Annotated in this window: 26 protein-coding genes; 6 read left to right on the forward strand and 20 right to left on the reverse strand. The window is 69.9% G+C overall.

All coding sequences use genetic code 11. The features are described 5' to 3' along the window. Window positions 1-39: 39 nt before the first annotated feature. Genes ACZ6I3_RS28675 through ACZ6I3_RS28685 form a run of 3 tightly spaced genes read right to left on the reverse strand, consistent with a single transcriptional unit; the run spans window position 40 to window position 3871 of the window. Complete coding sequence (locus ACZ6I3_RS28675; RefSeq protein ID WP_469418487.1) at window positions 40-1134, reverse strand: acyltransferase family protein; 1095 nt, start codon at window positions 1132-1134, stop codon at window positions 40-42. Then, entirely contained in the window at window positions 1134-3383 is a 2250-nt protein-coding gene (locus ACZ6I3_RS28680; protein WP_469418489.1) for a bifunctional polysaccharide deacetylase/glycosyltransferase family 2 protein, read from the reverse strand. Before ACZ6I3_RS28680 ends, ACZ6I3_RS28675 begins: the two co-directional genes overlap by 1 nt. Window positions 3384-3397: 14 nt before the next feature. After that, window positions 3398-3871, reverse strand: a complete 474-nt coding sequence (locus ACZ6I3_RS28685) for a hypothetical protein (protein WP_469418490.1) — start codon at window positions 3869-3871, stop codon at window positions 3398-3400. Window positions 3872-4082: 211 nt separating this feature from the next. Between ACZ6I3_RS28685 and ACZ6I3_RS28690 the strand changes: the two genes are divergently transcribed. Next, window positions 4083-5150 carry a chitinase gene (locus ACZ6I3_RS28690; protein WP_469418491.1) on the forward strand — a complete coding sequence of 356 codons (1068 nt, stop codon included), beginning with the start codon at window positions 4083-4085 and terminating at the stop codon, window positions 5148-5150. 22 nt (window positions 5151-5172) lie between these two features. Here the strand turns inward: ACZ6I3_RS28690 and ACZ6I3_RS28695 are convergent, their stop codons facing one another. The 4 genes from ACZ6I3_RS28695 to ACZ6I3_RS28710 form a co-directional block, all read right to left on the reverse strand. After that, window positions 5173-5619 (reverse strand): hypothetical protein, encoded by a 447-nt coding sequence (locus ACZ6I3_RS28695; protein ID WP_469418492.1) that lies wholly within the window; start codon window positions 5617-5619, stop codon window positions 5173-5175. 17 nt (window positions 5620-5636) lie between these two features. Continuing rightward, on the reverse strand, window positions 5637-6836 hold the full coding sequence (gene mqnC / locus ACZ6I3_RS28700) for a cyclic dehypoxanthinyl futalosine synthase (RefSeq protein ID WP_468186648.1): 1200 nt from the start codon (window positions 6834-6836) through the stop codon (window positions 5637-5639). Between the two features lie 107 nt (window positions 6837-6943). Continuing rightward, window positions 6944-7675 carry a prepilin peptidase gene (locus tag ACZ6I3_RS28705; RefSeq protein WP_469418493.1) on the reverse strand — a complete coding sequence of 244 codons (732 nt, stop codon included), beginning with the start codon at window positions 7673-7675 and terminating at the stop codon, window positions 6944-6946. Then, window positions 7672-10650, reverse strand: coding sequence for a BTAD domain-containing putative transcriptional regulator (locus ACZ6I3_RS28710; protein ID WP_469418494.1), 2979 nt, complete (start codon window positions 10648-10650; stop codon window positions 7672-7674). The genes ACZ6I3_RS28705 and ACZ6I3_RS28710 overlap by 4 nt, the downstream gene beginning before the upstream one ends. A 318-nt stretch (window positions 10651-10968) precedes the next feature. On the opposite strand from ACZ6I3_RS28710, the gene ACZ6I3_RS28715 reads away from it, so the two are divergent. The 4 genes from ACZ6I3_RS28715 (at window position 10969) to ACZ6I3_RS28730 (ending at window position 14411) form a co-directional block, all read left to right on the forward strand. Continuing rightward, window positions 10969-11634: a hypothetical protein gene (locus ACZ6I3_RS28715; RefSeq protein ID WP_469418495.1), complete on the forward strand. Its 666-nt coding sequence runs from the start codon at window positions 10969-10971 to the stop codon at window positions 11632-11634. After that, window positions 11585-12562 (forward strand): hypothetical protein, encoded by a 978-nt coding sequence (locus tag ACZ6I3_RS28720; protein WP_469418496.1) that lies wholly within the window; start codon window positions 11585-11587, stop codon window positions 12560-12562. The genes ACZ6I3_RS28715 and ACZ6I3_RS28720 overlap by 50 nt, the downstream gene beginning before the upstream one ends. A 146-nt stretch (window positions 12563-12708) precedes the next feature. Next, window positions 12709-13362 carry a hypothetical protein gene (locus tag ACZ6I3_RS28725; RefSeq protein ID WP_469418497.1) on the forward strand — a complete coding sequence of 218 codons (654 nt, stop codon included), beginning with the start codon at window positions 12709-12711 and terminating at the stop codon, window positions 13360-13362. After that, on the forward strand, window positions 13359-14411 hold the full coding sequence (locus ACZ6I3_RS28730; RefSeq protein ID WP_469418498.1) for a hypothetical protein: 1053 nt from the start codon (window positions 13359-13361) through the stop codon (window positions 14409-14411). Before ACZ6I3_RS28725 ends, ACZ6I3_RS28730 begins: the two co-directional genes overlap by 4 nt. 22 nt (window positions 14412-14433) lie before the next feature. Here ACZ6I3_RS28730 and ACZ6I3_RS28735 read toward each other — a convergent pair whose 3' ends face one another. Continuing rightward, complete coding sequence (locus ACZ6I3_RS28735) at window positions 14434-14859, reverse strand: hypothetical protein (RefSeq protein WP_469418500.1); 426 nt, start codon at window positions 14857-14859, stop codon at window positions 14434-14436. Window positions 14860-14879: 20 nt separating this feature from the next. Next, window positions 14880-15101, reverse strand: a complete 222-nt coding sequence (locus ACZ6I3_RS28740) for a hypothetical protein (protein WP_469418501.1) — start codon at window positions 15099-15101, stop codon at window positions 14880-14882. 202 nt (window positions 15102-15303) lie between these two features. On the opposite strand from ACZ6I3_RS28740, the gene ACZ6I3_RS28745 reads away from it, so the two are divergent. Continuing rightward, entirely contained in the window at window positions 15304-15657 is a 354-nt protein-coding gene (locus ACZ6I3_RS28745) for a hypothetical protein (RefSeq protein WP_469418503.1), read from the forward strand. A 65-nt stretch (window positions 15658-15722) separates the two neighbouring features. On the opposite strand, the gene ACZ6I3_RS28750 is transcribed toward ACZ6I3_RS28745, so the two are convergent. From ACZ6I3_RS28750 to ACZ6I3_RS28800, 11 genes are all read right to left on the reverse strand, one after another. Further along, window positions 15723-15950 carry a hypothetical protein gene (locus ACZ6I3_RS28750; RefSeq protein ID WP_405506973.1) on the reverse strand — a complete coding sequence of 76 codons (228 nt, stop codon included), beginning with the start codon at window positions 15948-15950 and terminating at the stop codon, window positions 15723-15725. A gap of 290 nt (window positions 15951-16240) precedes the next feature. Beyond that, window positions 16241-17272, reverse strand: coding sequence for a hypothetical protein (locus ACZ6I3_RS28755; RefSeq protein WP_469418505.1), 1032 nt, complete (start codon window positions 17270-17272; stop codon window positions 16241-16243). A 5-nt stretch (window positions 17273-17277) separates the two neighbouring features. Continuing rightward, window positions 17278-17943, reverse strand: a complete 666-nt coding sequence (locus tag ACZ6I3_RS28760; RefSeq protein WP_469418506.1) for a hypothetical protein — start codon at window positions 17941-17943, stop codon at window positions 17278-17280. A gap of 52 nt (window positions 17944-17995) precedes the next feature. Further along, the gene (locus ACZ6I3_RS28765; RefSeq protein WP_469418507.1) at window positions 17996-18466 is read right to left on the reverse strand and encodes a pilus assembly protein TadG-related protein; all 471 of its coding nucleotides are present in this window, start codon (window positions 18464-18466) and stop codon (window positions 17996-17998) included. Next, complete coding sequence (locus ACZ6I3_RS28770; protein ID WP_469418508.1) at window positions 18463-18891, reverse strand: TadE/TadG family type IV pilus assembly protein; 429 nt, start codon at window positions 18889-18891, stop codon at window positions 18463-18465. Before ACZ6I3_RS28770 ends, ACZ6I3_RS28765 begins: the two co-directional genes overlap by 4 nt. After that, complete coding sequence (locus ACZ6I3_RS28775; protein ID WP_469418509.1) at window positions 18892-19353, reverse strand: TadE family protein; 462 nt, start codon at window positions 19351-19353, stop codon at window positions 18892-18894. 60 nt (window positions 19354-19413) lie between these two features. Beyond that, a complete protein-coding gene (locus ACZ6I3_RS28780; protein WP_010041603.1) occupies window positions 19414-19665 on the reverse strand; it encodes a hypothetical protein in 252 nt (83 codons plus the stop codon). Window positions 19666-19739: 74 nt separating this feature from the next. Further along, the gene (locus ACZ6I3_RS28785; protein WP_469418511.1) at window positions 19740-20663 is read right to left on the reverse strand and encodes a type II secretion system F family protein; all 924 of its coding nucleotides are present in this window, start codon (window positions 20661-20663) and stop codon (window positions 19740-19742) included. Then, window positions 20660-21616 carry a type II secretion system F family protein gene (locus tag ACZ6I3_RS28790; RefSeq protein WP_469418683.1) on the reverse strand — a complete coding sequence of 319 codons (957 nt, stop codon included), beginning with the start codon at window positions 21614-21616 and terminating at the stop codon, window positions 20660-20662. Before ACZ6I3_RS28790 ends, ACZ6I3_RS28785 begins: the two co-directional genes overlap by 4 nt. 44 nt (window positions 21617-21660) lie before the next feature. Then, a complete protein-coding gene (locus ACZ6I3_RS28795; RefSeq protein WP_469418512.1) occupies window positions 21661-22968 on the reverse strand; it encodes a CpaF family protein in 1308 nt (435 codons plus the stop codon). Beyond that, window positions 22965-23849, reverse strand: a complete 885-nt coding sequence (locus ACZ6I3_RS28800; RefSeq protein ID WP_469418513.1) for a hypothetical protein — start codon at window positions 23847-23849, stop codon at window positions 22965-22967. Before ACZ6I3_RS28800 ends, ACZ6I3_RS28795 begins: the two co-directional genes overlap by 4 nt. Window positions 23850-23866 lie beyond the last annotated feature (17 nt).

A 23866-nucleotide genomic window follows, 5' to 3' on the forward strand; every position in this document is an offset into this window, starting at 1 on the left:
CATTCTTGCAGCACACCCGCAGGGTTCCTCGAAGGGTCCTCACGGCAGGAGCCGCGGCGGCCTGCGCGCCGCCACGTCCTCCACCCACCCGCACAGCAGCACGAACACCGCGATCAGCACCCAGCCGACCCCGAACATGAACCACTGGCTGTCCAGCGGCAGGTACGCCTCGAACGCGGGCACGTCCCAGAGCCGGTCGATCAGCGGTACGGCGAGGACCAGGGCGATCTCGTGCCAGAGGTAGAGCGTCACGGCCCGGGCGTTGAAGACGGTCACGAGCCGGTCCAGCCGCCGGAACCGGGCGAGTCCCGCGAGGTCGGTCCGGAAGCGGGCCTTGGCGTACATCAGCAGCGTCACGAATCCGGCCGACCAGAAGGCCTGCGCGAGCGGGTTCTCGTCGAGGTCGTACGTGCCGTACTCGGCCTGGTGCGCGAGGGCGTACCAGCCGCCGAACGCGAGAGCGGCCGACGCGAGCGGGAGCAGCGCGGCGGGCTTCAGCCGGGCCAGGACGCCGTCGTGGTGCGCGAAGCCGAGGAGCCAGCAGAACAGGAACGTCGCCAGGTCCCACAGCGCGGCGCCGAGCCGGTCGTCCGGCGGCCGCCACACGAACTGGAAGGCCAGGACCGGGCCCAGGGACAGCAGCAGCACGGGGACCGGAGCGAGCCGGAAGAGCCGCAGCAGGAGCGGGGAGAGCAGCACGAACCACAGGTACGTCCGCAGGTACCAGAGGATCTCCCAGGCCTGCTCGCCCCAGGCGTTGCCCGGCGGGTCGCCGAGCGGCACCACCCAGTAGACGATCTGCCAGCCCGGCATCCAGCCGTGCACCAGCATCGCGCCCACCACGAACACGCCCCAGAACCAGAAGGGCGGCAGCAGTCTGCGGACGCGGCTCCTGATCACCGTGAGCGCGGGGCGCCGCAGGGACCTCGCCATGAGGGTCCCGGCCAGGGCGAACATGACCCCCATGGAGGGGAAGACCAGCCCGGCCCAGGCCCAGCCGAAGGTGTGGTAGGTGACGACGCGGACCAGGGCGACGGCCCGCAGGGTGTCGAAGTAGCGGTCCCGCACGGGGGTGCCATCGCGTGCGCCGGCCTCCGGGAGTGCCCGCTCGGCCGTCCTGCTGTGCGCCCCCATCAGCCCGCCCCCGCCGGGGTGCCGACCTCGCCGGTCCGCTTCAGCTTCTGCCAGCGCAGCCGGCCGCCGGTGAGGGCGGTGACGCAGGAGTGGATGAGGACGAGGTACATCATCTGCCGGTAGGCCAGTTGCTGGAGCGGCATCATCAGCAGGTAGCGGTACTTCTCGCGGTCCAGGCGGAAGGCGTACGCCGCGCAGACCAGCTGGACCCCGAGCACCGCGAACCAGGCCAGCAGCGCCGCCTTGAAGTCGATGAAGATCATCGAGTAGGCCGTGAACACGTCGATGAGCGGCGCGAAGACCGGCGTGACGATCTGGAACAGCACCACCAGCGGCATGCCGACCCGCCCGAAACGCCCCGAAGGCCCCTTGTCCGTGAGCGACTTGCGGTGCTTCCACAGCGCCTGCATGGTGCCGTACGACCAGCGGTAGCGCTGGGACCACAGCTGCTTGAGGGAGCCCGGCGCCTCGGTCCAGGCGCGTGCGTGCTCCTGGTAGACGACCCGCCAGCCGGCCCGGTGCATCGCGATGGTGATGTCGGTGTCCTCGGCGAGTGTGTCCTCGCTCATGCCGCCGACCTGGAGCACCGCCTCGCGGCGGAAGGCGCCGATCGCGCCGGGGATGGTCGGCATGCAGCGCAGCAGGTCGTACATGCGCCGGTCGAGGTTGAAGCCCATCACGTACTCGATGTGCTGCCAGGCGCCGATGAGGGTGGTGCGGTTGCCGACCTTGGCGTTGCCCGCGACCGCGCCGACCTCCGGGTCGGCGAAGGGCTGGACGAGCTGCCGTACGGTGTCCGGCTCGAAGACGGTGTCGCCGTCCATCATCACGACGAGGTCGTGAGCCGCGTTCCGTACGCCGTTGTTGAGGGCGGCCGGCTTGCCCGCGTTGGCCTGGCGGATGACGCGCACGTTGGGCATGCCGAGGGACTCGGCGATCTCGGCCGTGCCGTCCGTGGAGCCGTCGTCCACGACGATGATCTCGATCGGGTGCGTGCTCCGCGCCAGCGAGGCGAGGGTGTTGGCGATGCACTCCTTCTCGTTGTACGCCGGGACGATCACGCTCACCGGCCGGGTGACCGTCGGTCCCCAGCTGAAGCGGCGCCTGTTGCGCCGGCGGTAGTGGCGGCGGGCGAGGAGGAGCATCATCCCGAAGCGGCCCATGACGGCCACGCCGACCACCATCAGTCCGACGGACAGCGTCGGCACGGCCCACTCGGCGACCGCCACGGCCGCGACCAGGGCCTTGCCCTCGTAGAGGATCGCGCCGGTTGCCTCGCGGTGGGCGGCCTGGAGGCTGTTCGCGGTGCCCTGAGGGCCGTTCGCGGTGCTCTGGGGTCCCCCGGCTCCGGGCTGCTGCCCCGTGCCGCGCCCCTGTTCCATGACGCCGCTGATGGTGGTGAAGGTGTACCCCTTCGCCCGCATCTTCTCGATGTACTGCGGCAGCGCCTTGATCGTCTGCGAGCGCTCGCCGCCCGCGTCGTGGAAGAGGACCGACGCGCCCTTGTTCTTCTTCGGCGTGGCCCACTGGACGATCTTCGAGGCGCCCGGGCGCCTCCAGTCGTCGCTGTCGGTGTCGACGAAGACGCTGGTGTAGCCGTCCTCGCCGAGCTTCTTGTAGACGGGCCAGCTGTAGTTGTCGATGGCGTCCGTCTCCGAGGAGTACGGCGCCCGGAACAGGGTGGTCGTGATGCCGGCCGCGCCCGCCAGGGCGAGCTGGGTCTGCTCCATCTCGCGCCGGACGCGGGCGTCGCTCTGGTACGACAGGTCGACGTGCGTGAAGGTGTGGATCCCCACCTCGTGGCCCTGTTCGACCATGTCCGACACGATGCCCGGGTAGCGCGACACCATCGAGCCGACCAGGAAGAACGTGGCGGGCACGTCGTACTTCTCGAGGATCGCCAGCACCTGGGGCGTCCAGGTCGGGTTGGGTCCGTCGTCGAAGGTGAGCGCGATCGTCTTGTCCGGGACGGAGACGGTCGTGGCCTGTCCGCCGCGGAAGGTGACGATCGGCCCGCCGTCCAGGACGTCGTCCGGTACGTCGCTGGAGCTGGCCCCGGTGCGCACGCGCTGGTCGCCGCCGACCTCGGCGCGCAGATAGCCGTCGAGGAGCATCACGCAGACCAGCGCGAGCAGGAGCAGCAGGGCGAGGATGACACGCGGCTTCTGCAGCGCGGCGGCCTTGCCGGCGGCCCGCTCCATCCGGGAGGGGGCGCGGCGGCGGCCGCGGGAGGGGGTGGTCGTGGTCATACGGCGGCCCCCGGTCAGCTGGCGCCCGCGGCGGCGGAGGCCGACGGGGACGCGGTGGTAGACGGGGACGTGGCCGACGGGGAAGCGGTGGACGGGGACGTGGCGGAACCGGCGGTGCCGTCTTCGGTGACCTGGGGCGGAGCCGAGGGGACACCGCTCGGCGGGGTGGCGCCCGGGCCCCCCGGCCCGTCGCCCTGCGGCCCGTCGCCCTGCGGCCCTCCGTCCTGCGGCCGGCCACCGCCGGGCCCGGCGCCCGCGAACGGCAGCAGCTGCGACGGTGTGAGCGAGGTGCCCCAGCCCATGAAGGCCGCGCCGAGCACGGTCGCGTACCCGAGGCAGACGACCCCCAGGAGGAGACCGATCCGGCGCAGCAGCCGGGCCCGGCGTCCGGAGTTGTCAACGAACACGGGCCCTTCGGCGGACTCGTTGCCGCGTTTGCGGCGGCGACCGCGGGTGACGCGGTTCTCGATGGCAGGCTCGGAATGCATTCCCCGGACATTAGGCGGCCTTTATGTGCCATAAACTTGGGTTCTGATGTGAGAGACCCATGAGAAACGACCGAAGCTGTCCTTTCTCTGAGAGTTTTCGGGAACGCCTGCGGAACTCGATCTGAGCGCCCATCATCGTGAGACGTTTGCTGCCGGGAAACGTACTAGGGGTTTGGACCTTTACGACCTCACGAGAACGGGAGCGTGCGCTATGAGGAGTCACCGGAAGCGGGCGGCGGTCGGACTGGGCTGTCTGCTCGCCCTGGCCACCGCGGCCTGCTCCGAGCAGGGCGAGGCGGCCCGCCCGGCACCCCCGGCGTCGGCCGCGCCCAGCACCTCGTCCGCTGCCGGGTCCGGCTCCGAGTCCGATACCGACACCGGCACCGGCACCGGCACCGGCACCGGCACCGCGTACGCCCCCTACGTCGACGCCAAAGACGCCTCAAGCACCGACTCCGCGGGCTCTCCCACGACGTACAACCTGGCGTTCGTGCTGGCCGGCGGCAGCGGCTGCACTCCGCGCTGGAACGGCACGGACGCCATCGGCGACTCGGCGGTGAAGTCCCGTATCGCCAAGCTGAAGGGGGACAGCGCTCAGGTCCGGGTCTCCTTCGGCGGCGCCTCCGGCAAGGAGCTCGCGGCGGCCTGCGACAGCGCGTCGGAGCTGGCGGCGGCATACGGCAAGGCCCTCGACGCGGCCGGTGCCACCCGGGCCGACTTCGACATCGAGGGCGACGAACTGGCCGACTCCGCCTCCATAGCGGTGCGTTCGAAGGCGATCGCGCTGCTCCAGAAGGAACGTACGGACCTGGAGGTCTCCTTCACCCTGCCCGTCATGCCGTCCGGACTGGGCAAGGACAGCCTGGCACTCCTCGCCTCCGCCAACGACAACGGCGTCCAGGTCGCCACGGTCAATCTGATGACGATGAACTACGGCTCCTCGTTCGACGGCGACATGGGCGGCTACGCCCTCGCGGCCGCCAAGGCCTCGCACACCCAGCTGAAGAAGGTCTTCGGCACGTCGGACGCGACCGCCTGGCGGGGCATGGCGCTCACCTCGATGATCGGCGTCAACGACGTCGACGGCGAGACCTTCACGCTCGCCGACGCCGCCGAGGTCCGAACCTTCGCCGAGGGCAAGGGCATCGGGTGGGTGTCGATGTGGTCGGCGGCCCGTGACCAGCAGTGCGCGGACGGGACGAAGACCGACAAGCCGGCGACCGACTGCAGTGGGGTGAAGCAGAGTTCGGGGGCGTTCGCCGAGGAGTTCACGGGCTGACGCGGCCTCAAGGACCGTCGGCTCAGCGCCGCCGGTGCACCAGCCGCCCCGCGCACACCGTCGCGACGCACTCCCCCGCCTCGTCGAAGACCGCGAGGTCGGCCCGGCCGGTCGGGACGAGGGCGGGGCGGCGGGCACTCGGCAGGACGACGACGTCGTTGCGCTCGGCGGCGGCCCGGAGTTCCGCCGAGTCGACGTACTCCTCCAGTACCGCCACCGCGCCGAGCTTCAGCACCGCGTGGACGCGTTCGCGCGGGCTCGGGGCGTCCGGGAGCGGGCCCTCGTGGACGCGGGCGGGGCCGAGGGTCCCGGGCCAGCTGCGCACTCGGGCCTTCGGGAACGCCCCGCGCACATCGTCGAGTTTCCCGACGGCACCGATCCGGTCCCGTCCGACGACCACGGCACCGTTCTTGACGGGATCGGAGTCCCAGGTGACGCGGACGGCTTCCGCCGTGTGGATCGTCTCCAACGCTTCCCCGCCGCGCCCTAGTTGGGGGCGAGCAGCTTGAGCTCGGGGTGAGCCGTGCCGCCCTCGATGGCCGTGGACGAGAAGTGCGAGACCACACGGTCGTCGGCGGGGTCGTTCGCCGGGTCGTCGTGCACGACCAGGTGCTCGTACGTGGTCGCCCGCTGGGCCGGCACCCGCCCGGCCTTGCGGATCAGGTCGATGATCTCCATCCGGTTGGAGCGGTGCTTCGCCCCGGCCGACGACACCACGTTCTCCTCCAGCATGATCGAGCCGAGGTCGTCGGCGCCGTAGTGCAGGGAGAGCTGGCCGACCTCCTTGCCCGTGGTCAGCCAGGAGCCCTGGATGTGGGCGATGTTGTCCATGAACAGCCGCGCGATGGCGATCATCCGCAGGTACTCGAAGAGCGTGGCCTGCGTACGGCCCTTCAGATGGTTGTTCTCGGGCTGGTAGGTGTACGGGATGAAGGCGCGGAAGCCGCCCGTGCGGTCCTGTACGTCCCGGATCATCCGCAGGTGCTCGATGCGCTCGGCGTTGGTCTCGCCGGTGCCCATCAGCATGGTGGACGTCGACTCCACGCCCAGTCCGTGCGCGATCTCCATGATCTCCAGCCAGCGCTCGCCGGACTCCTTCAGCGGGGCGATGGCCTTGCGGGGCCGCTCGGGCAGCAGCTCGGCACCGGCACCGGCGAAGGAGTCGAGCCCGGCGGCGTGGATGCGCTGGATGGCTTCCTCGACCGACACCTTCGAAATCCTGGCCATGTGCTCGACCTCGGACGCCCCCAGGCTGTGGATGACCAGCTGCGGGAAGGCCTGCTTGATGGCGGCGAAGTGCTTCTCGTAGTACTCGACGCCGTAGTCCGGGTGGTGGCCGCCCTGGAACATGATCTGGGTGCCGCCCAGCTCGACCGTCTCCGCGCACCGGCGCAGGATGTCGTCGAGGTCGCGCGTCCAGCCCTTGTCCTTGGCCTTCGGCGGGGCGTAGAACGCGCAGAACTTGCACGCCGTGACGCACACGTTCGTGTAGTTGATGTTGCGCTCGATGATGTACGTCGCGATGTGCTCGGTCCCCGCGTACCGGCGGCGGCGTACGGCGTCGGCGGCGGCGCCCAGCGCGTGCAGCGGGGCGTCGCGGTACAGCACGAGCGCCTCGTCCGGGGTGATCCGCCCACCGGCGGCTGCACGGTCGAGGATGGGCTGAAGGTCGGCCTTCTCGGTCACCGGGCGTCCCTTTCGTAAGGGTTGTGGACGGACCAGGCCAGCGTACGCCAGGGGTTGTGCGGACCGGACGTCAGGCCGTCGCCGGGGCGGGTGGTGGGGTCCGGACGTCAGGCCGTGTAGGCACCCACCAGCAGCCCCAGGAGGGCGCCGGTGATCAGGAACGGCCCGAACGCGATCGCCGTCTTGCGGTCGGCTCGGCGCGCGACGACGAGGGCGCCGCCGTACAGCGCGCCCAGCAGGAACCCGGCGAAGGTGCCGAGCATCACGGTGGGCCATCCGTACCAGCCGAGGACCGCCCCCGTGCCCAGGGCGAGCTTGACGTCGCCGAAGCCCATGCCGGCGGGGTTGATGAGGAACAGCACGAAGTAGCCGCCGCCCAGCGCGAGCGAGCCGAGCAGGGAGGTCGTCCACTCCCCCGCGTGCTCGGGCACGAGCGCGGTCAGGCCGAGCAGGGCGAGCGCGGCCCCGGCGAAGGGGAGCGTGAGCGGGTCGGGCAGCCGCCGCACCCGGAAGTCGACGGCCGTCAGCAGGACCCCGACGGGGGCGAGCAGCAGCCAGACACCGAGCTCGGGGCGGGTGCCGGTGGCGGCGGCGAGGGCGGCGCAGACGAGGGCGGTGGCGATCACCAGGGGGGTCGTACGCGGCCCGTATCCGGCCCCCTCCTCACACTGCGGGCAAGAGGCACGTCCCAGCCACCCGCTGAGGGCATGCCCGCCGGGACAGCTGTCGCGCCACGGCTCGCCCGCCGGGGCCGAGAAACGATAGGCCGCGCGGGGCAGGAACGACCCCGCCGCCGCACCCCAGAGCGCGGCGGCGATGATCAGCAGCCCGGTGTTCATCCCACCGCGGCGATCGCGTCGCGCCAGGTCGGCAGCAGCTCGTCGAGCAGTGCCTCGGTGCGCGGCGGCAGGCCCCGGGCCCCGCTGCGGCCGATGAGATCGGTGGCGAGCGCGGTGAGCTGGGACGTGTCGCCCGTGGCGTGGGTGGCGCGCAGCAGCTCGTGCCACAGCCGCTCGTCGGACGGAGCCGTACGCAGCGCCGCGTTCAGAGCCTCGATGGCCTTCTCGGCACGGTCCCTCTCCATGTGGAACTCGCACAGCGCGAGCCCGGTGTCCGCGACCAGCAGCGGCAGCTGCGCGTCGACGATCTCGTGGGTGAGCCACCGGTAGCGGCCCTCGGGCCGGTCGGCGAGCAGCGGCCCCCGCACCAGCACGAGTGCGTCGGTGAGCAGCCGCCCGCGCACGGCCCGGCTGTCAACGCCCTTGCCCTGCGTGGCCTCGTGGTAGAGCGAGCGCAGCACGTCCAGGTCGGAGACGACCGACTTGGCGAGCGTGAGCCGCCCCGTCTCGTCCCGGCCGAGACGCCGCGTGCCGTCCGGGTCGGCCCCGAGCCACACCCGCAGCCGGTCCAGGAGCGCGTCCCGTACGTCGTCGGTGACGCCGCGCGGCCACAGCGCCGAGGCCAGCACGCGCGGGTGCACGCCCTCGCGGTGCAGGAGCAGCAGGGCGAGCGCCTCGTGCAGCAGCGGGCTGCGCTCCCCGTCCGGGGTGTCCAGGCCGATGATCTCGTACGGCCCGACGAGACGGGCGTAGACGGCCGGCCGCCCGTGCTCGCTGATGTCGACGAGGAACGGCGGGGTGGTGACGGGCCCGTTCGTCTCGCGCTCGGGGTCGGCGTCGGTGAACAGCTCGACCACGGCGCGCTGTTGGGCGGCGGGCAGCAGCTGGGCGTCGAGTTCGAGCCCGAGCAGGGGCGCGAGCAGCTTGCCCTGGCCGGTGACCTCCATCTCCCAGGCGGCTCCCGGCAGATCGCCGGTCTCGGTGCCGACCAGGTAGCCGATGCCGAGACGCCCGGCGTCGGCGGCGAGTTCGGCGAGCTTGACGGCGTCCTCGGCGGACGGCTGGGCGGCGAGCAGGACGAGGTGCGGGGCCCAGCGGGTGTGCTGGGCGGGCCCGGTGCGGCCGGTGAGCACGGAGTCGTGCCCGGCCGCGCCCAGCGCGCCCCGCCGCTGCCGCGTCTCGGCCTCCATGGTCTCGACGAGCGCCTCGATGTCCTCGAGGTGCCGGATCCGGTTCGGGGCGAGCGGCGTCAGGTCCTCGCCGAAGCCGACGAGCGTGATGGTCATGCGGTCGGACCACCCGTTGGTCGCCAACTCGGCGGCGACGGAGGCGAAGACGGCGGCCCGGTCGGCCTCCCGGCCGCTCAGCGAGACGATGCCGGGCACCGCCTCCAGGTTGAGCAGCAGCCGCGAGTCGTCCATGGTGCCGAGGCTGACGAGCCCGGGGTAGGGCGCGGCCGTGTCGGTGTCCTCGTAGCGCTCGGCGTCGGTCCTGGCCAGCATCCAGAAGGTCTGGTCCTGCCCCTGCTGCCAGGGGGCGGGCGGCTTCCCGGCGGGCTGGGCGAGCTGGAGGTGCAGATCGCCGTTGCTCAGCCAGGCCGCGTACACGACCGGCAGCGCGCGCGACTCCTCGGCGAGGGAGGCGGCGAGCCCCCGCAGGCTCCGGTCGAGCAGCCGTACGCCCTCGGGGTCGGCGCCCACGAGCAGCGCGTCCTGGACGTCCTGGGCGTCCCCGGTCGGCGTGGGCGGCTCCATGCCGCGCCGCCCGCCGACGGCACCGAACGCCGACTGCCACAGCGCCTGCCGGCGCCGCCGCCCCAGGGCGCCGAGGAGACCGGCGGCGAGCAGGGGAGCGGTGAGCAGGGCCTCGGGCAGGCCGAAGGCGCTGTCGGACTCGGCGTCAACGGCGGTGGCCTGCTGGTGACCGGTGTCCGGGGCGGGCCGCTGCTGCTCCGGGACGGACACCTGGGTGGCGCCGCCGCCCTGCGCCTGGTCACTTCCGCCCTGGGCGCCGCCTCCGCCCTGGGCGTGATCGCCGCTCTGCGCGTAGTCGCTGATCTGCTGCTGTACGTCGGGCGACACGTTGGGTGCCTCGTCGGGCATCTCGACGAGGTCGCCGCCGCGCGCGTCGCCCGGCATCTCCATGATCCAGCCGGGCCGGATGAGGCTGGCCTCGGAGAGCTTGGAACCGTCCGGCTGGACGCGGTCCTTGTTGAGCTCGAAGATCTCCTTGTAGCGACGCCCGTCACCGAGGTGCCGGTCCGCTATCTCCCACAGGGAGTCGTGGTGACGCCCCTCGGGCGGCTGGATCCGGTAGTACTTCGTGTCGCCCTGCTTGGCGGTGCTGCCGCCGGCCTCCGCGTGCGAGGCGGCGTGCGAGGCCTGCTCGGCGAGGGCGGACGCGGTGTCGGCGGCCTGCCCCTGCTGCTGGGCGAAGAGACCGCCCGGGGTCTGCTGGGCCGAGGCGACGGTGGGCTTCTGGTTGGCGTCGTACGTCTGCCCGAGCTGCGAAAGACCGGGCGCGAAGCTGGCGGCCGTGGCGCCGACGAGCAGCAGCGCGGCGACGAGCTGCCGCGCGAGCAACTGACTGGGCCCGGCGCCCGGTACGCGCCCCGGCACGCCGACACCGGACAGCGCGGCCTTCATCTCCACGAGCACGCAGGCGGTGAACTGCGCCCACGCCAGCCACACCACGACGGTGAGGATGTTCAGGAACGTCTGAACGGTGATCTCTTGCTGCAGCCAGTCGAAGCTCGGCACCCCGTTCGGCAACGGCCACCCGATCTGCGTGGCCAGCGCGCCCGGCACGCCGACGAGCAGAACGGCCAGCGCGACAAAGGCGAAGAACGCCTTGACGAAGTCCCCGAACGACCGCCGCCGGATCCTCACCGGCTGCGGCGTCCGATTCCTCGGGGCCGTCGCTCCCGTGGTACTTCCCGTCGAGCTTGACGAGCTTGAGGTGCGGCGTCGCGGCATGGCGGGTGTCCTGGGGTCGTGTGTGGAGTGCCGTGAGGCAGAGCTGTGCAGTAAGGGGTGTGCTGAGCCTACAGAGATCTTATGGACTCTTATTGAGGTCGTCGAAGGGTGGAGGGACGGAACCTGGTTGACACCCGATTTGCCCCTGTAGCGGGTTGGACTCGCGCGGGCGGCCGGACCCCCGGGCCGACCCCCCTTCGCAACTGCCACGCACACCCCTCACGCACTCCACACAATCCCCCATGGCTACCCGAAGGGGCACACCCAGCCCTGATAGCTTCGTTCCCTGTCGCACACGCCACCCTCGGGGGAGAAACCGTGGCCCGCCGCGCTCTGACCACCACAGCTGCCACGCTGACCGCGACAGCAGCCCTGCTGCTCACCGCCTGCGGCGGGGGCGGCGACTCGTCAGACGACATCGAGGGAGCGGACCAGGGAGCAAGCAGCCCTTCCGCCTCGGCCTCCGGGTCGGCACCGACCGATGCCGACCGGCCCGACGTGAGCCTCCCCGAGGACCTGGACCTGGTCTTCGACTTCGAGAAGCCGTCGGACCAGCACAGCGCGGCAGCCCTGGAGGACGCCGCGAACTACATCCGCGCGCTGAACCACGGCATCACGAAGCAGGATCCGGCAGATCCCGCCTTCCAGTTCTATTCGTCGGGCCAGGCTGCCCAGTACGCGAACTCGCAGATCAAGGAGTACGTGGACGGCGGCTGGACCCTCACGGGCAAGGACCGGTACTACCAGGCCGAAATCAACCCGGTGGACGAGTCGGAGAAGGTCAAGACGGTCAACGTCACCTTCTGTGAGGACCAGTCCAAGGTCTACGGCAAGGAAGTCAAGTCCGAGAAGATCAACCGTACGAAGGAAAGCCTGGACAGTTACCAGAAGTTCACCATCCTCATGGCGTCCGTCCAAGGCAAGCCGGTGTGGCGTGCCCAGCAGGTCACCGTCGAGGGGAAGGCGGAAGAGTGCCGAGGCTGACCTCTTCCGGGCGGGCGAAGCTGATCGTGGCCTTGGCCGCGGGATCCCTCGTCGCGAAGGCGGACTGTCGGCTTCGGTCTCCAACATCCAGCTCTCGTACCCGAGCGGTGGAGGTGGCGGCGGCAAGAAGGGCAACCTCGGTACGGTCGACCCCAACTGGAAGCCGCCGGCCTGTTGGTACGAGCCCGCCCTCAGCCCCGAGCAGCTGAAGAGGTTCGTGGACACGGACAGCGGTGGTGACGTCGGCATTCACAAGTCCTGGTGGGGCAAGGGGCTCTGGACCGATCACTACCGGGACGGCAAGCCGGCCGAGAACTTCGACATGCACAGCCCGAAGAACAGCACGGCCGAGGGGTACAAGAACTACAACCTCGGCAAGGACGATTACTTCTGGCGTGGTGTGGCGCCCGACCCCATGGACTCAGACTCGTGGGACTGCGGCCGCATCATGTTCTGGGTAGACGCCGGCGAGGTCCCGGAAACGAAGGTCGACCTGAAGCCGGAGGGCAGATCCACGGTCAACCTGCCCACGTGGGTATGGCTGGACAAGGGCACCTTCCAGGACGTCAAGGTCCGCGCCGAACTCCCCAACACGGGCCTGTGGGCCGAGACGACCGCCAAGCCCGTCGCCCTTCACTTGGAGCCGGGCACGGACGACGCCGAAACCTTCCCCGCCTCCGGCGACTGCCAGATCAACGACGACGGCTCCATCGGCACCCCGTACACCAAGGGCAACGCGGAGAAGACCCCACCGTGCGGCGTCCGCTACCTCCGTGCCACGAACGGCACCCCGTACCAACTCTCCGCCAGCGTCACCTGGCAGCTCACCTGGGAAGGCTCCGACGGCTCCCGTGGCAACCTGCCCGACGGCACCTTCGAGACCACCCAGGACATGAACGTCCAGGAGATCCAGTCGGTCAACCGCTGACCACCGGCCCTCAAGTCGTTCGCAACCGCCACGCCACACTCCTCACCTTCCCCACACAATCCACCCCTGCCCCTCAAGGGTCCAATCCCCTCCGTTGATAGCTTCGTTCCCTGTCGCGTACACCGAAACAACGGGGGAGATCAACTGTGGCCCGCCGCGCTCTGACCACCGCTGCCGCAGCGTTCGCCACAACGGCGGCGTTGCTTCTGACCGCCTGCGGCGGGGGCGACGACTCGTCGTCGGACGACATCAAGGGGGCGGGCAACGGCTCGAGCAGCCCCTCGGCCTCCGCAACGGCGTCGCCCGCGGCACCCGGCGTAAAGCGCCCGGTGATCAAGCTCCCCAGCAGCTTCCAGCTGACATTCGCGAACTGGACGAGCAGCGACCCTGTGGAGCAGGCGGTGCTCAACGACGGCAAGGAGCAGCTCCGGGCGGGCTACGAGGCGATCATCGAGAACGATCCCGGCAGCAAGGACCGCGCCTTCTACGACACGAAGAACGGCTTCCTGCAGAGCCAGCAGTGGATCAGGACCTACACGGACAAGAACCTCACCGTCATCGGCAAGCTGCCCGTGTTCGACCCCAAGGTCACCCTCGCCAAGGACAAGGCGGCGGCGTCCCTCTCCTACTGCACCGATGAGAGCAAGGCCTCCACGAAGAACCGCAAGACCAGCGAGGTCAAGGGGAACCCGGCGGGTACGGACCCCGAGGTCCTCTACGTGATCTCCATGGGCAAGAACGCCCAGGGTGTGTGGCAGGCAGTGTCCGCCCACTCGGAGAGGGGTGGCTGCGCACAGTGAGGACCTCATACTCCTCCCGGCCCTTCACGGTCTTCTCGCTCACCGTCGCTCTCCTCGCCCCCGTGCCTGCCGTCGCCCTCGGCGGGGAAGGCAGTTACGGCGGCGGAGCCAAGAACAACGAGATCTCCGCTTCCGCCTCGCAGTCCCGGATCAAGGTCAGCCAAGTGAGCGGCCCCACCGGTGGAAAGCAGGGCACCGTCGCATCGACGGACACGAACTGGAAGCCTCCACCCTGCTGGTACGAGCCCGTCTTCACCCCCGAGCAGCTGAAGAACTTCTCGGAGAACGACGGCAGCGGCGACGCCGGTCTGCGCGACGGCTGGTACGGCTCGGAACTCTGGACCGACCACTTCAGGGACGAGAAGGACGCCATCACCATCTTCACGAAGCCGGGCACCGTGAAGGGGTACAAGAACTACAACCTCGGCAAGGACGGTTACTTCTGGCGCGGGGTCTCTCCGGACGTGACCGAGGTCGACGACACGTCGCTGTGCAGCCGGCTGATGTTCTGGCAGGACGCCGGCGAGATCCCCGACGAGCCCAACGCCCCTACGCCCGAGACCCTCGCCGACTACGCCTACGACAAGGTCAAGGTCCCTGAGACCGAGGTGGAGCTGAAGCCGGCGGCCAGGTCGACGGTGAACCTCCCGACCTGGGTGTGGCTGGACAAGGGCACCTTCCAGGACGTCAAGGTCCGCGCCGAACTCCCCGGAACGGGCCTGTGGGCGGAGACGACCGCCAAGCCCGTCGCCCTCCACCTGGAACCCGGCACCAAGGACGCCGAAGTGTTCCCCGCGTCAGGCGACTGCGAGATCAACGAGGACGGCTCCATCGGCACCCCCTACACCAAGGGCAACGCCGACAAGACCCCACCGTGCGGCATCCGCTACCTCCGCGCCACGACCGGCACCCCGTACCAACTCTCCGCCAGCGTCACCTGGCAGATCACCTGGGAAGGCTCCGACGGCTCCCGTGGCAACCTGCCCGACGGCACCTTCGAGACCACCCAGGACATGAACGTCCAGGAGATCCAGTCGATCAACCGCTGAGGCGAGAGGAAAGGGAACGCAACTAATTCACGAGCTCGTCCGAGAACGGTTCGTCATGCGTTCCCCATTGGAACCTGTAGGCGCCCCCTGCCGCGTCGAAGGAAACGCTCAGCCCACGGTCCGGAAGGTCGAATTCCTGTCGGAGCCAGCCGTCCATGGCCAATGCCGCGACTTCCGAGCGGAAATGATCAGGGGGAAAGTCGAACGACGTAACTCTGACGCACAGCCCTTCCGGGTGCCGTGACGCGAGCTCGGGTGCGTGTACCGCAAGGCCGAAGGAAAGCCAGGCCGCGTCCCGCCAGTTGATTCCCGGAGGGAGCGCCAGGCGCACGTTCCGGTGGACCTGCAGATGGACGTCACCGACAGCGGGCGCTCCCCACTCGGCCGTCAGGGCTGCGGCGAGCCCACCCCGTGTACTGCGGAAGCGGTATTTGGAGGTGCTGCTCACGATGCCCCGATCCTAGAACTTCAAGAGGCGTGCTTGTCCGCGAATTCGGTCGCTGCGTCCTCACCGATCTCGTGGAGGTCGATCTTCGCCTCCTTGCCCATCCGCGTCACCCACGAGTCGGCCGAGGTCAGCTTCGACTGGGCCGAGGAGAGGTGGTCACGGGCCTCACGGCCCTTGCGCAAGGCCTTGTCCGCCAGGGACTGGGCCCGCTCCAGCTTCGGCCACGAGGTTCTTCGGGACATCCGCGAAGTCCTCCTTGAACACGTCAGCGGACTTGCCCGCCCACTCCAGGAGCGTGCCCTCCCCCGCCATGCCCTTGACCAGACGCAGCCCCTCGGAGACATCGTCGGCGAAGTCGTGCAAGGCACAATCGTTCGACGGAAAGATCGGCCCGGGGTACCGTTCAAGTGAGACCGGGTGCGTCGGACGTTGGGGGACTGCCGTATGGGCAAGGGCAAGAGCGACCTCGCGCTCCCGCTGAGCGAGCTGGAGGGCTACGGGCGCCGGCTTCGTTCCATCAAGACCCGTCTGAATCACACCAAGAAGCTCTTCGAGTCCTACAAGGACGACATCGGCGACGGCAGTGTCAATGACGCGCTCGGGGATTTCGAGTCCAACTGGGAAGACGGGCGCGAGGACATCACGCAACAACTCGACGCGCTGGCGAGTATGTCCGATGCCGTTGTCCGTGAGTTCAAGAAGCTTGATGACGAGCTCGCCAAGAAGGCGAACGACGCGATGAAGACCGAGGACAAGCGGGGCGGTAAGGGCGGCAAGGGGGGCGGCGGGGGTAAGTGACCCGCTGTCCGAGAGACATGGAAAGGCCCCGGATCCGGAGATCCGGGGCCTTTCGCGTGCCTGCGTCAGGAAGCGACGGCAGCGTTGAGGTGCAGGTCCGCAGCGACGCCCTGCGGCGAGACGGCGAGGCCCACGCCGCCGCCGACACCGGCGTTGACACCGGCGGCCGAGGTCTCGACGTAGAGACCGGCTGCGGCGCCGGCACCCGCGGCGGCGCCCGCCTGGCCGCCGGCGATGGTGTCCAGCTCGGCGTCGGACATCTGGGCGGTCGCGATCTGCGGGGTGAAGGCCATGGGGGGCGGTTCCCTTCGTTCAATAATTCGAAGTGCTCGAGCGTGACCGATCAAAGCACGCCGGGAGAAGGGGCGGCCAGCCAGTGGCTATGACGGTGGGGTGGATATCGGGGGCCCAATTCATGGGTGTGACCATTTGGTCACCGGGCGCCGCGCTCTCTTCACATTTTCCGCCACATCGCGATACGGGAATGTATTGCGCGGCGGGGGAAATACGCCGAGCGCGGCCCCTGTCCGGGATGCCTACGACCCTGCGGTGAACGGTGTGCAGATCCGTCGAATGTTCCGGATCAGCGGTTCACCGACTGGATCTCCTGCACCGTCACGTCCTGGGTCGTACCGAATGTGCCGTCGGGGAGGTCGCCGCCGTCGCCGTTCGTGCTCGTCCAGTTGATCTTCCAGGTGACCGTGGCGCTCAGCGGGTAGGACTCGCCGTCGCCCGTGGAGCGCAGGTAGCTCACGCCGCAGGGCGGGGTCTTGCCGGCCTTGCCCTTCGCATACGGCTCGCCGATGCTGCCGTCCTCGTTGATCGCGCACTCGCCGGAGGCGGGGTAGGTCTCGGCGTCGGCCGTGCCCGGTTCGATGTGAAGGGAGACGGGTTCGGCGGTGGTGGTCGCCGACAGGCCCGTGCCAGGGAGACTCGCCGTCACCGAGAGCTTCCTGAACTTGGCCTTGTCGAGCCAGATCCAGGTGGGCAGGTTGACGGTCGACTTGCCCGTCGGCGCCATCTTGATCTCGGTGTCGGGGACGGGGAGTTCGTCGTAGGCGTACTCGGCGAGGACCTTGGGGGAGACGGCGAGGGGCTCCTTCGGGGGGTCGCCCTCGTCGACCCAGAAGGGCGGCTTGTCGCAGGACAGGGCTTCGGGCTCGTCCTTGCGGTTGGGGTTCACCGCGGCCGCCCAGAACATTCCCTCCCCCTGCTTGTCCAGGTTGTAGTTCTTGTACGGGTGCCCGTCCTTGTACCGCACGTCCAGGGAGTCGCCGATGAAGTCCCCGATCCCGTAGAAGAACGAGAGGTCGAAGTTCCGCCACGACTTCACCGTGGACTGGATCTCCTTGGGCGAGAACGCGGGCTCGTACCAGCAGGCCGGGGGTGTCCAGTTGCTGTCGGTGGAGGACAGGGAGCCGGACTTCGTGGAACCGGGAGCGCCGTCGACCGTCGTCCGCACCTTGGTCCGGACGGTGATGTTCTGGCCCTTCTTGCCGCCCTGCGCATCACCCAGGCTGGCGCCCTGGTCCGTCTTGCCTCCGGCCTGTGCCACTGTCGGTATGAGAGCCAGCGGCAGAGCGAGCGCGGCGGCGACCCCGGCTCGCGTACGCATGCATGTCACGGTCGGCACTTCTCCGCTCCTCGCTCGGACGTCACCTTCACGGCCTGCCAGACACCCGTCGCGTTCTTCCGCATGCGCGCGTTGTAGGACACGTAGTCGTCCGCGGACCCCGGCGCCTGCTTGACCTTCTTGGTCTTGCGGTCCTTGCTGTTGGACTTCGTCTCGTCACCGCAGTACGTCATCGTGGCGGACGTCTCGCCGTCCAGGGTGACCTCGCGGTCGTAGTAGCGCGTCTCGCCGGCCCATGACGTTCCGGCGTCGTAGAAGGACTGGACGTAGGTCGCGGCCGCGATCAGGGCGTCGTCCTTGCTGTAGAACTTGAGCGCCGGGTGCTTGTCGGCGTCCACGGTGATGGCCTCGTCGATCGAGTTGATCATCCGCTCGTTGTCCGCGAGTACGGCGTCCTTGACGGGGTCACCGGTCGTGCCGCCCTCGAAAACGTTCTCCACATCCGCCGGCAGCTTGATCTCCGGCCGGTCGATGTCGTCGGCCGGGGCCGACGCCGACGGGTTCGCCGAGCCCGAGCCCGACCCCGCGTCCGCTCCCGCGATCTTCTCGTCGTCCTTCTTGTCCGCCGTCTCCGAGCCACCGCAGCCCGTCAGCAGCAGCGCCACCGCCGCGGTCAGGGCGGTCGCGGCCGCCGTGGTCGTGCGTGTGCGCATGGGGGTGTACCTCCAGTGGGGGGGATCGGTGCTCAGTGAGGGCGACAGGGCCTCACTGGACCTCGTTCTGTGCCACCGCCTGCCCGTGGACGACCACGTCGCCGCCGTAGAACATCCCCGTGAAGACCGGGGAGTAGGTGAGCTGCACGTCGACCTCCACCTGCTCGGCGGTCGCCGCCACGCAGTGGGTCGCCGCGATGTCCGCGCCCGTCATGTCCATCTCGCGGGCGAAGGCCTTCACACGGGCGTTGCAGTTCTCGAAATTGATCGGAGCGGGGCCGCCCACATCGTCGTAGAGGGCCTCGCGGTCGATGTCCTGGGCGGCGAAACGGGCCGCCTGTTCCGCGATGTCGGCCGCCCGTTCCCGCTTGGAGATGGACAGGCCGCCGTCGATGACGAACGCGGAGAGGGAGAGGAAGACCAGCGTGAAGATGATGACCGCGCCGGCGCCCGAGCCGCGGTCGTCCAGACGCGCGCTGCGGGACGCCCACCAGGAGCGCGGGGACGAGCGGTGGTGGCTCACGCCGACCTCCGGAACGGGTCCAGCGGAGAGCTGAAGCTCGCCGTCAGCGTCGTCGGGACGTCGAGGCCGAGCATGGCGAGGCCTCGCACCTCGCAGCTCACCTCGACCGTGAAGATGGTGTCGGGCTCGAAGCCGTCGCTCGTCTGGACGACCGACACGGGACCCGCGCAGACGTCCGTCAGGTTCGCCTCCGCGGCCTTCTTCGCCTCGGCCATGGCGGTGGCGTGGTTCTTCTGGATCGAGCCCGCGCGGGCCGCGTCCCTGGCCGCTCCGTCGAGCGCCCCGCGGCCGTCCACGAGTTGGCCGAAGGCCACCAGGACGAGGATGAACAGGATCATCACCGGGGCGAGGATCACGACCTCGACGGTGGACAGGCCCCGGTCGTCCTGTGACCAGCGGCCCTGCGGAAGGGAAGGGACAGACATTCAGTTCCCGTCGTCCTGTACGAACCGTTCCACCGGCCCGGCCGACTGCGCGTGCACCGTCAGATCCAGCCCGGGAAACACCGTCGGCACCCGCGCAGCGATCTCCACGCCCACCGTGTTCTGGTCCGGCTGGAGCATCGTCACGTCCGGCCCCAGCACCAGCTGCGGGCCCAGTTGGCGGATGTAGGCGTCCACCACGTCCTGCGCCTCGCCCCGCCACGCACCCGGGTGTTCGTCGGCCGTGGCACGCGCCTTGCGCGCTCCCGCCTGGGCCGCCGCCTGGGCCACGTGGTCCGCGAAGAAGTACAGGGCGAACTGCACCGTCGCGAAGATCATGAAGAAGAGGACCGGAGTGAGCAGGACGAACTCGATCGCGGTCATGCCTGAGTCACCGCGGGCGGCCGCCGCTCTCCGTGCGGCCCGCACCCTGCGGCGTACCCGTCTGATCACGTCTGCCGGCATCCCGTGAACCCCGTTGTCCCTACGTCTGTCCCTGCGACTCTGCCTACGCCGGGCAGGCGATCAGCAGGTCTTGCCCGCGTCCGCGCCCTTGATGCAGTCGCCGACCTTGTTGGCGCCCTCGCTCAGCGCGGCGTTGATGATGGCGGCCACGACACCGACGATCGCCACGACGACCGCGGAGATGATGACCCACTCGACCGCGGAGGCACCGCGGTCCAGCTCGCCGGAGCGGGCACGCTCGGTGCGGGCCTGCAGGAAGGTGACCAGGAAGTCCACGGCAGGGATACCGGTGTGGAAGTTGCGTCCGTTCATGACGTCTTGTCCTTTCGAAATCGGTTCACGGAAGTTCTGGAGTTGTGAAGGTCGCTGCAAGGGTCATGCACGGCTCACTGCACCTGGAACACCCGCATCGCCGCCGGAAAGATCAGGAACACCAGGAACCCGGCGCACAGCAGCAGCTGCGCCACGAGCATCGACTGGGACTTCTCGCCCGCGCTGCCCTCGATCTCGGCGAGTTCGCGGTGCCGCATGGTCTCGGCGCGGGAGGCGAGGGACTCGCGGACCTTCGCTCCGTCGTCCGCGACCAGGGCGAGGGAGGCGGAGAGGTCCTTGAGTTCCTCGACGCCGATCTCCTCGCCGAGCTGGCCGAGCGCCTGCCACTGGCTGAGGCCGGTGATACGGGCGTCGGACAGGGCGTTGCGGATGCGCTGGGTGGCCCAGCCGTCCGACACCTCCGCCGCCGCCATCAGTGCCTCCGGCAGACCGCGTCCGCCGGCCAGGCTCATCGACACCAGGTCGAGGTACGCGCCGATCACGCGCCGCAGGTCGCGCCGTTTCTCCGCCGCGTCCCGCCGTACCTCGAGATCGGGCAGGAAGAAGAAGACCACCGCGAACAGCAGCGCCAGCCACACCGGGATGATCGGGCTCCTGCCGACGCCCAGGGTCCAGACGATGGCGAACAGGAACGGGCCGAAGAACAGGCCCGCCACACCCAGCAGCACCTTCGTCGCCAGGAACTTCTCCCAGCTGCGCTCCAGCACCGCCAGGTCCGCGCGCAGCGAGCGCTGCTCCCAGCCCTGCTGCAGATAGAACTCGGAGACCCGCAGGCCGACTTCGGCCCGCAGCGCGCCGAGGCGCCCCTTCTCCCGTTCGCGGCGCGCCGACTCGTACGCCGAGCCGCGCGCCCGCATCGCGTCGATCCGCGCGACCTGTGAGATCGCGCTCCGCCGGCTGGGCATGAGGGCGCGGACCAGGGCGTAGATGCCCAGGCCGATGACGGCGCCGACGACGAGCGGCATCGTGAGGTTCATCGGCGTGCCCCCTCTTCCTGCGGCAGTTGCTGGGACTGCTGCGACTGCTGCGACGGCGTCCTGGGACGGACGAACTGGACGGCTGCCTCGTCCCGAACCAGGAAGCGTTCGGGTGTCTCGATGGTGGACAGCTTGCGCAGCCACCAGAAGCCGAGCGCGAACAGGCCGCAGACGCAGGCCAGGACGAGCTGGCCGGCGGGCGTGCCGTACGGCTCCACGAATTCACGGTTGAAGATCGACAGGCCGAGGACGAAGGAGATCGAGACCGCTACGACGATCTGCACCGACCGCCGCGTGGACGACCGCTGGGCCATCACGCGCTGCCGCATGTCGACCTCCTCGCGGGCCGACTTGGCGAGGGCGCCGAGCACTTGGCGCAGACCGGGGCCGCGTAGCCGGGCGTTGAGGATCAGGGCCGCGACGATGATGTCGGCGGAGGCGTCGTCGATCTCGTCGGCGAGCTGCTGGAGCGCCTCGGGCAGTGGGGTGCGGGAGCGCAGGCGGTCGACGAGCGCGTCGAGGTGGGGGCGCAGGACCGGGGCCGCGGCGCGGGCGGAGGCCGGGATGGCCTGTTCGAGGCCCACCGCACCGGCGATGGTGTCGCGCAGGGACTCCGTCCAGGAGGCCAGGGCCTCCACGCGGCGCATGGCGGCCCGTTCCTCGCCGGCGCCGCCGAACAGGCGGTCCCAGAAGAAGACGAGGACGCCGGCCGCGATGCCCGCGACCGCCCAGCGGGTGAGCAGGAGGACGACGAGGCCGACGATGGCCGCGAGCGAGCCTCGCTGTCCGGCGAAGCGGATGAGTTCGCTCGCCCGCTCGGCGGCCTTCTGCTTCTCGTGGTCGGGCTTGACGGGCAGGCCGCGTACGGCGACGAGCAGGAGCGCGATGCCGCCGCCGACGGCGACGCCGCTGCCGATCGAGTACAGGACGGTGGTGGAGAACAGGCCGCCCATGGAGCCGAGCGAGCCGAGTGCGGCGAGAGTCGTGTTCATCCCCGTCACCCCCAGGTCCCGGTCGGCCGGTAGCCGTGTGCCATCAGTTCCTCCACGCAGGCTATGGGGGCGTGCGGTACGACGCGGCCGTCGGGAGCCTCCGCGAACACCTCGCTGGACAGGACGCGTCCGTCGACGCCGTTGACCTCGCGGACGGAGGTGACCATGCGCTGGAGGCGGCCGCCGTTGCCGTAGTTGTTGCGCCGCTGGATGAAGACGACGAAGTTCACCGCGCCCGCGATCAGCATCTGGCTGGCCTCGATGGGCAGCCGCTCCCTGGCCTGCAACGCGTACGTGGAAATACGGTTGAAGACCTCGTGGGAGCTGTTGGCGTGGATCGTGGACAGCGAGCCGTCGTTGCCCTGCGACATCGCGTTGAGCATGGTGACGATCTCGTCGCCGAGGACCTCACCGACGATGACGCGGGAGGGGTTCATACGCAGCGAGCGCCGCACCAGCTCCGCCATCGAGATCATGCCCTGGCCCTCGGAGTTGGGCAGGCGTTCCTCGAAGGCGACGACGTTGGGGTGCAGGTCGGCGAAGGTGTCGAGGCCGAGCTCCAGGGCCCGCTCGACGGTGATGAGGCGCTCGTTCGGGGGGATCTCGTTGGCGAGGGCCCTCAGGAGCGTGGTCTTGCCGGCGTTGGTGGCGCCCGCGATCATGATGTTCTTGCGGGCGCGGACCGCGCAGGCCATGAAGTGGGCGACCTCGGGCGTCACCGTGCCGTTGCCGACGAGGTCGGAGATGAACACCTTGCCCATGCGCGCGCGGCGGATGGACAGGGCGGGGCGCCGGGTGACGTCCATGACGGCCGACAGACGTGAACCGTCGGGGAGCCGGAGGTCGAGCTGGGGGTTGGCCGAGTCGAAGGGGCGGGAGGACAGACCCGAGTACGCGCCGAGCACCTGGATGAGCTCGATGAGCTCCTCGTCGGTCTCGGCGACGGGGTCGCCCGTCACCTCACGGCCGTCGGCGTATCCGACGAAGACCTGGTCGTAGCCGTTGATGTCGATGTTCTCGACATCTGGGTTGTCCAGCAGCGGCTGGAGCCGGCCGACGCCGAACAGCGCGGCGTGCACGGCGGACGCGTACTGCTCCTCGGTCTCGGCGTCCAGCGGCGTACGGCCCGCGTTGATCTCGGCGCGGGCGTACTCCTCCAGGATCTGGGCTATGACGGCACGCGCGTAGTGCCGTTCGTCCTCCGTGGACATCGGAGTGACGTTGTTGACCTGGTCCTGTCGGCGCTGTTCGGCGATACGGTCGCCGGCGTCCTGGCGGAACCGCTTGACCAACTGGTGGTCGACAGCGGTCATGCGCCGGCCCCCGCGTGGCCCTGCGTCTGGCCCGGGTGGTGGTGCTGGGCCTGGTGGGCCTGGTTCGCCTGGGCGGAGGCGGCCCAGGCGGCGCCGTACTGCTGGTAGATGTCGGCCGAGACCTTGCGGGCCGTGCGGATCAGCAGCGACTTGTCGAGACGGCCGCGCCTGCGGCCGGCCAGCTGGTCGGCTCCGGCCGCGTCGTCGGCGATGGTGCCGACCACGCGGGCGCCGGTCTGGGCGTGCACGAGCATGTCGTTGACCTGAGAGGCGAGCTTGCCCGCCGTGCCCGTGTCGGCGACCAGGACGACGCCGATCATCGGGGTGCCGAGGCTAGCGACGCCGCGCGATCCGCCGTGCAGCTTGCCGGCGAGGGCGGCGGCGCGGTCGCGGACGCGGGCGATGGCCTCCGGCTCGGTGCGCGAGATGAGCAGCACGAGCGCGGCGTGCGGGAGCAGTTCGACGGCAGGGGTGTCCCCGCAGATACGGCCGCAGTCGGCGATGACGTCCGCGGCGGCGTTCGGGGAGTCGGCGAGGGAGGCGAAGGAGTGCCCGAGGGTCGGCCACAGCCCGGCGAGGCCCGCCGCCTGCTCGGCGTTGCCGAGTCCGACGAGCACCTCGAGGCCGCCGCTGAGCGGCTGTACGTGGTCCCAGAGCTGGTCCGGCACGAGTCCGCGGCGCGCGGTCGCGGCGATGGACAGCATGCCGGTGTTGGGGTTCAGCGGTCCGCCGTGTGCGGCTGCGCTGCGGTAGACGAGGTCACCGCCCGCCGGGTCCGCCTCGGCGAGCAGGACACGGCGCGGCCAGACCGCCGAGAGAGCGACGGCCGCGGTGGTGACGCCGGGGGAACCCTTGTCGGCGGCGAGAGCGATGAGCGCCATGGAATGGGTGCCGCCTT

The sequence above is a fragment of the Streptomyces sp. NPDC041940 genome, from assembly GCF_055589465.1.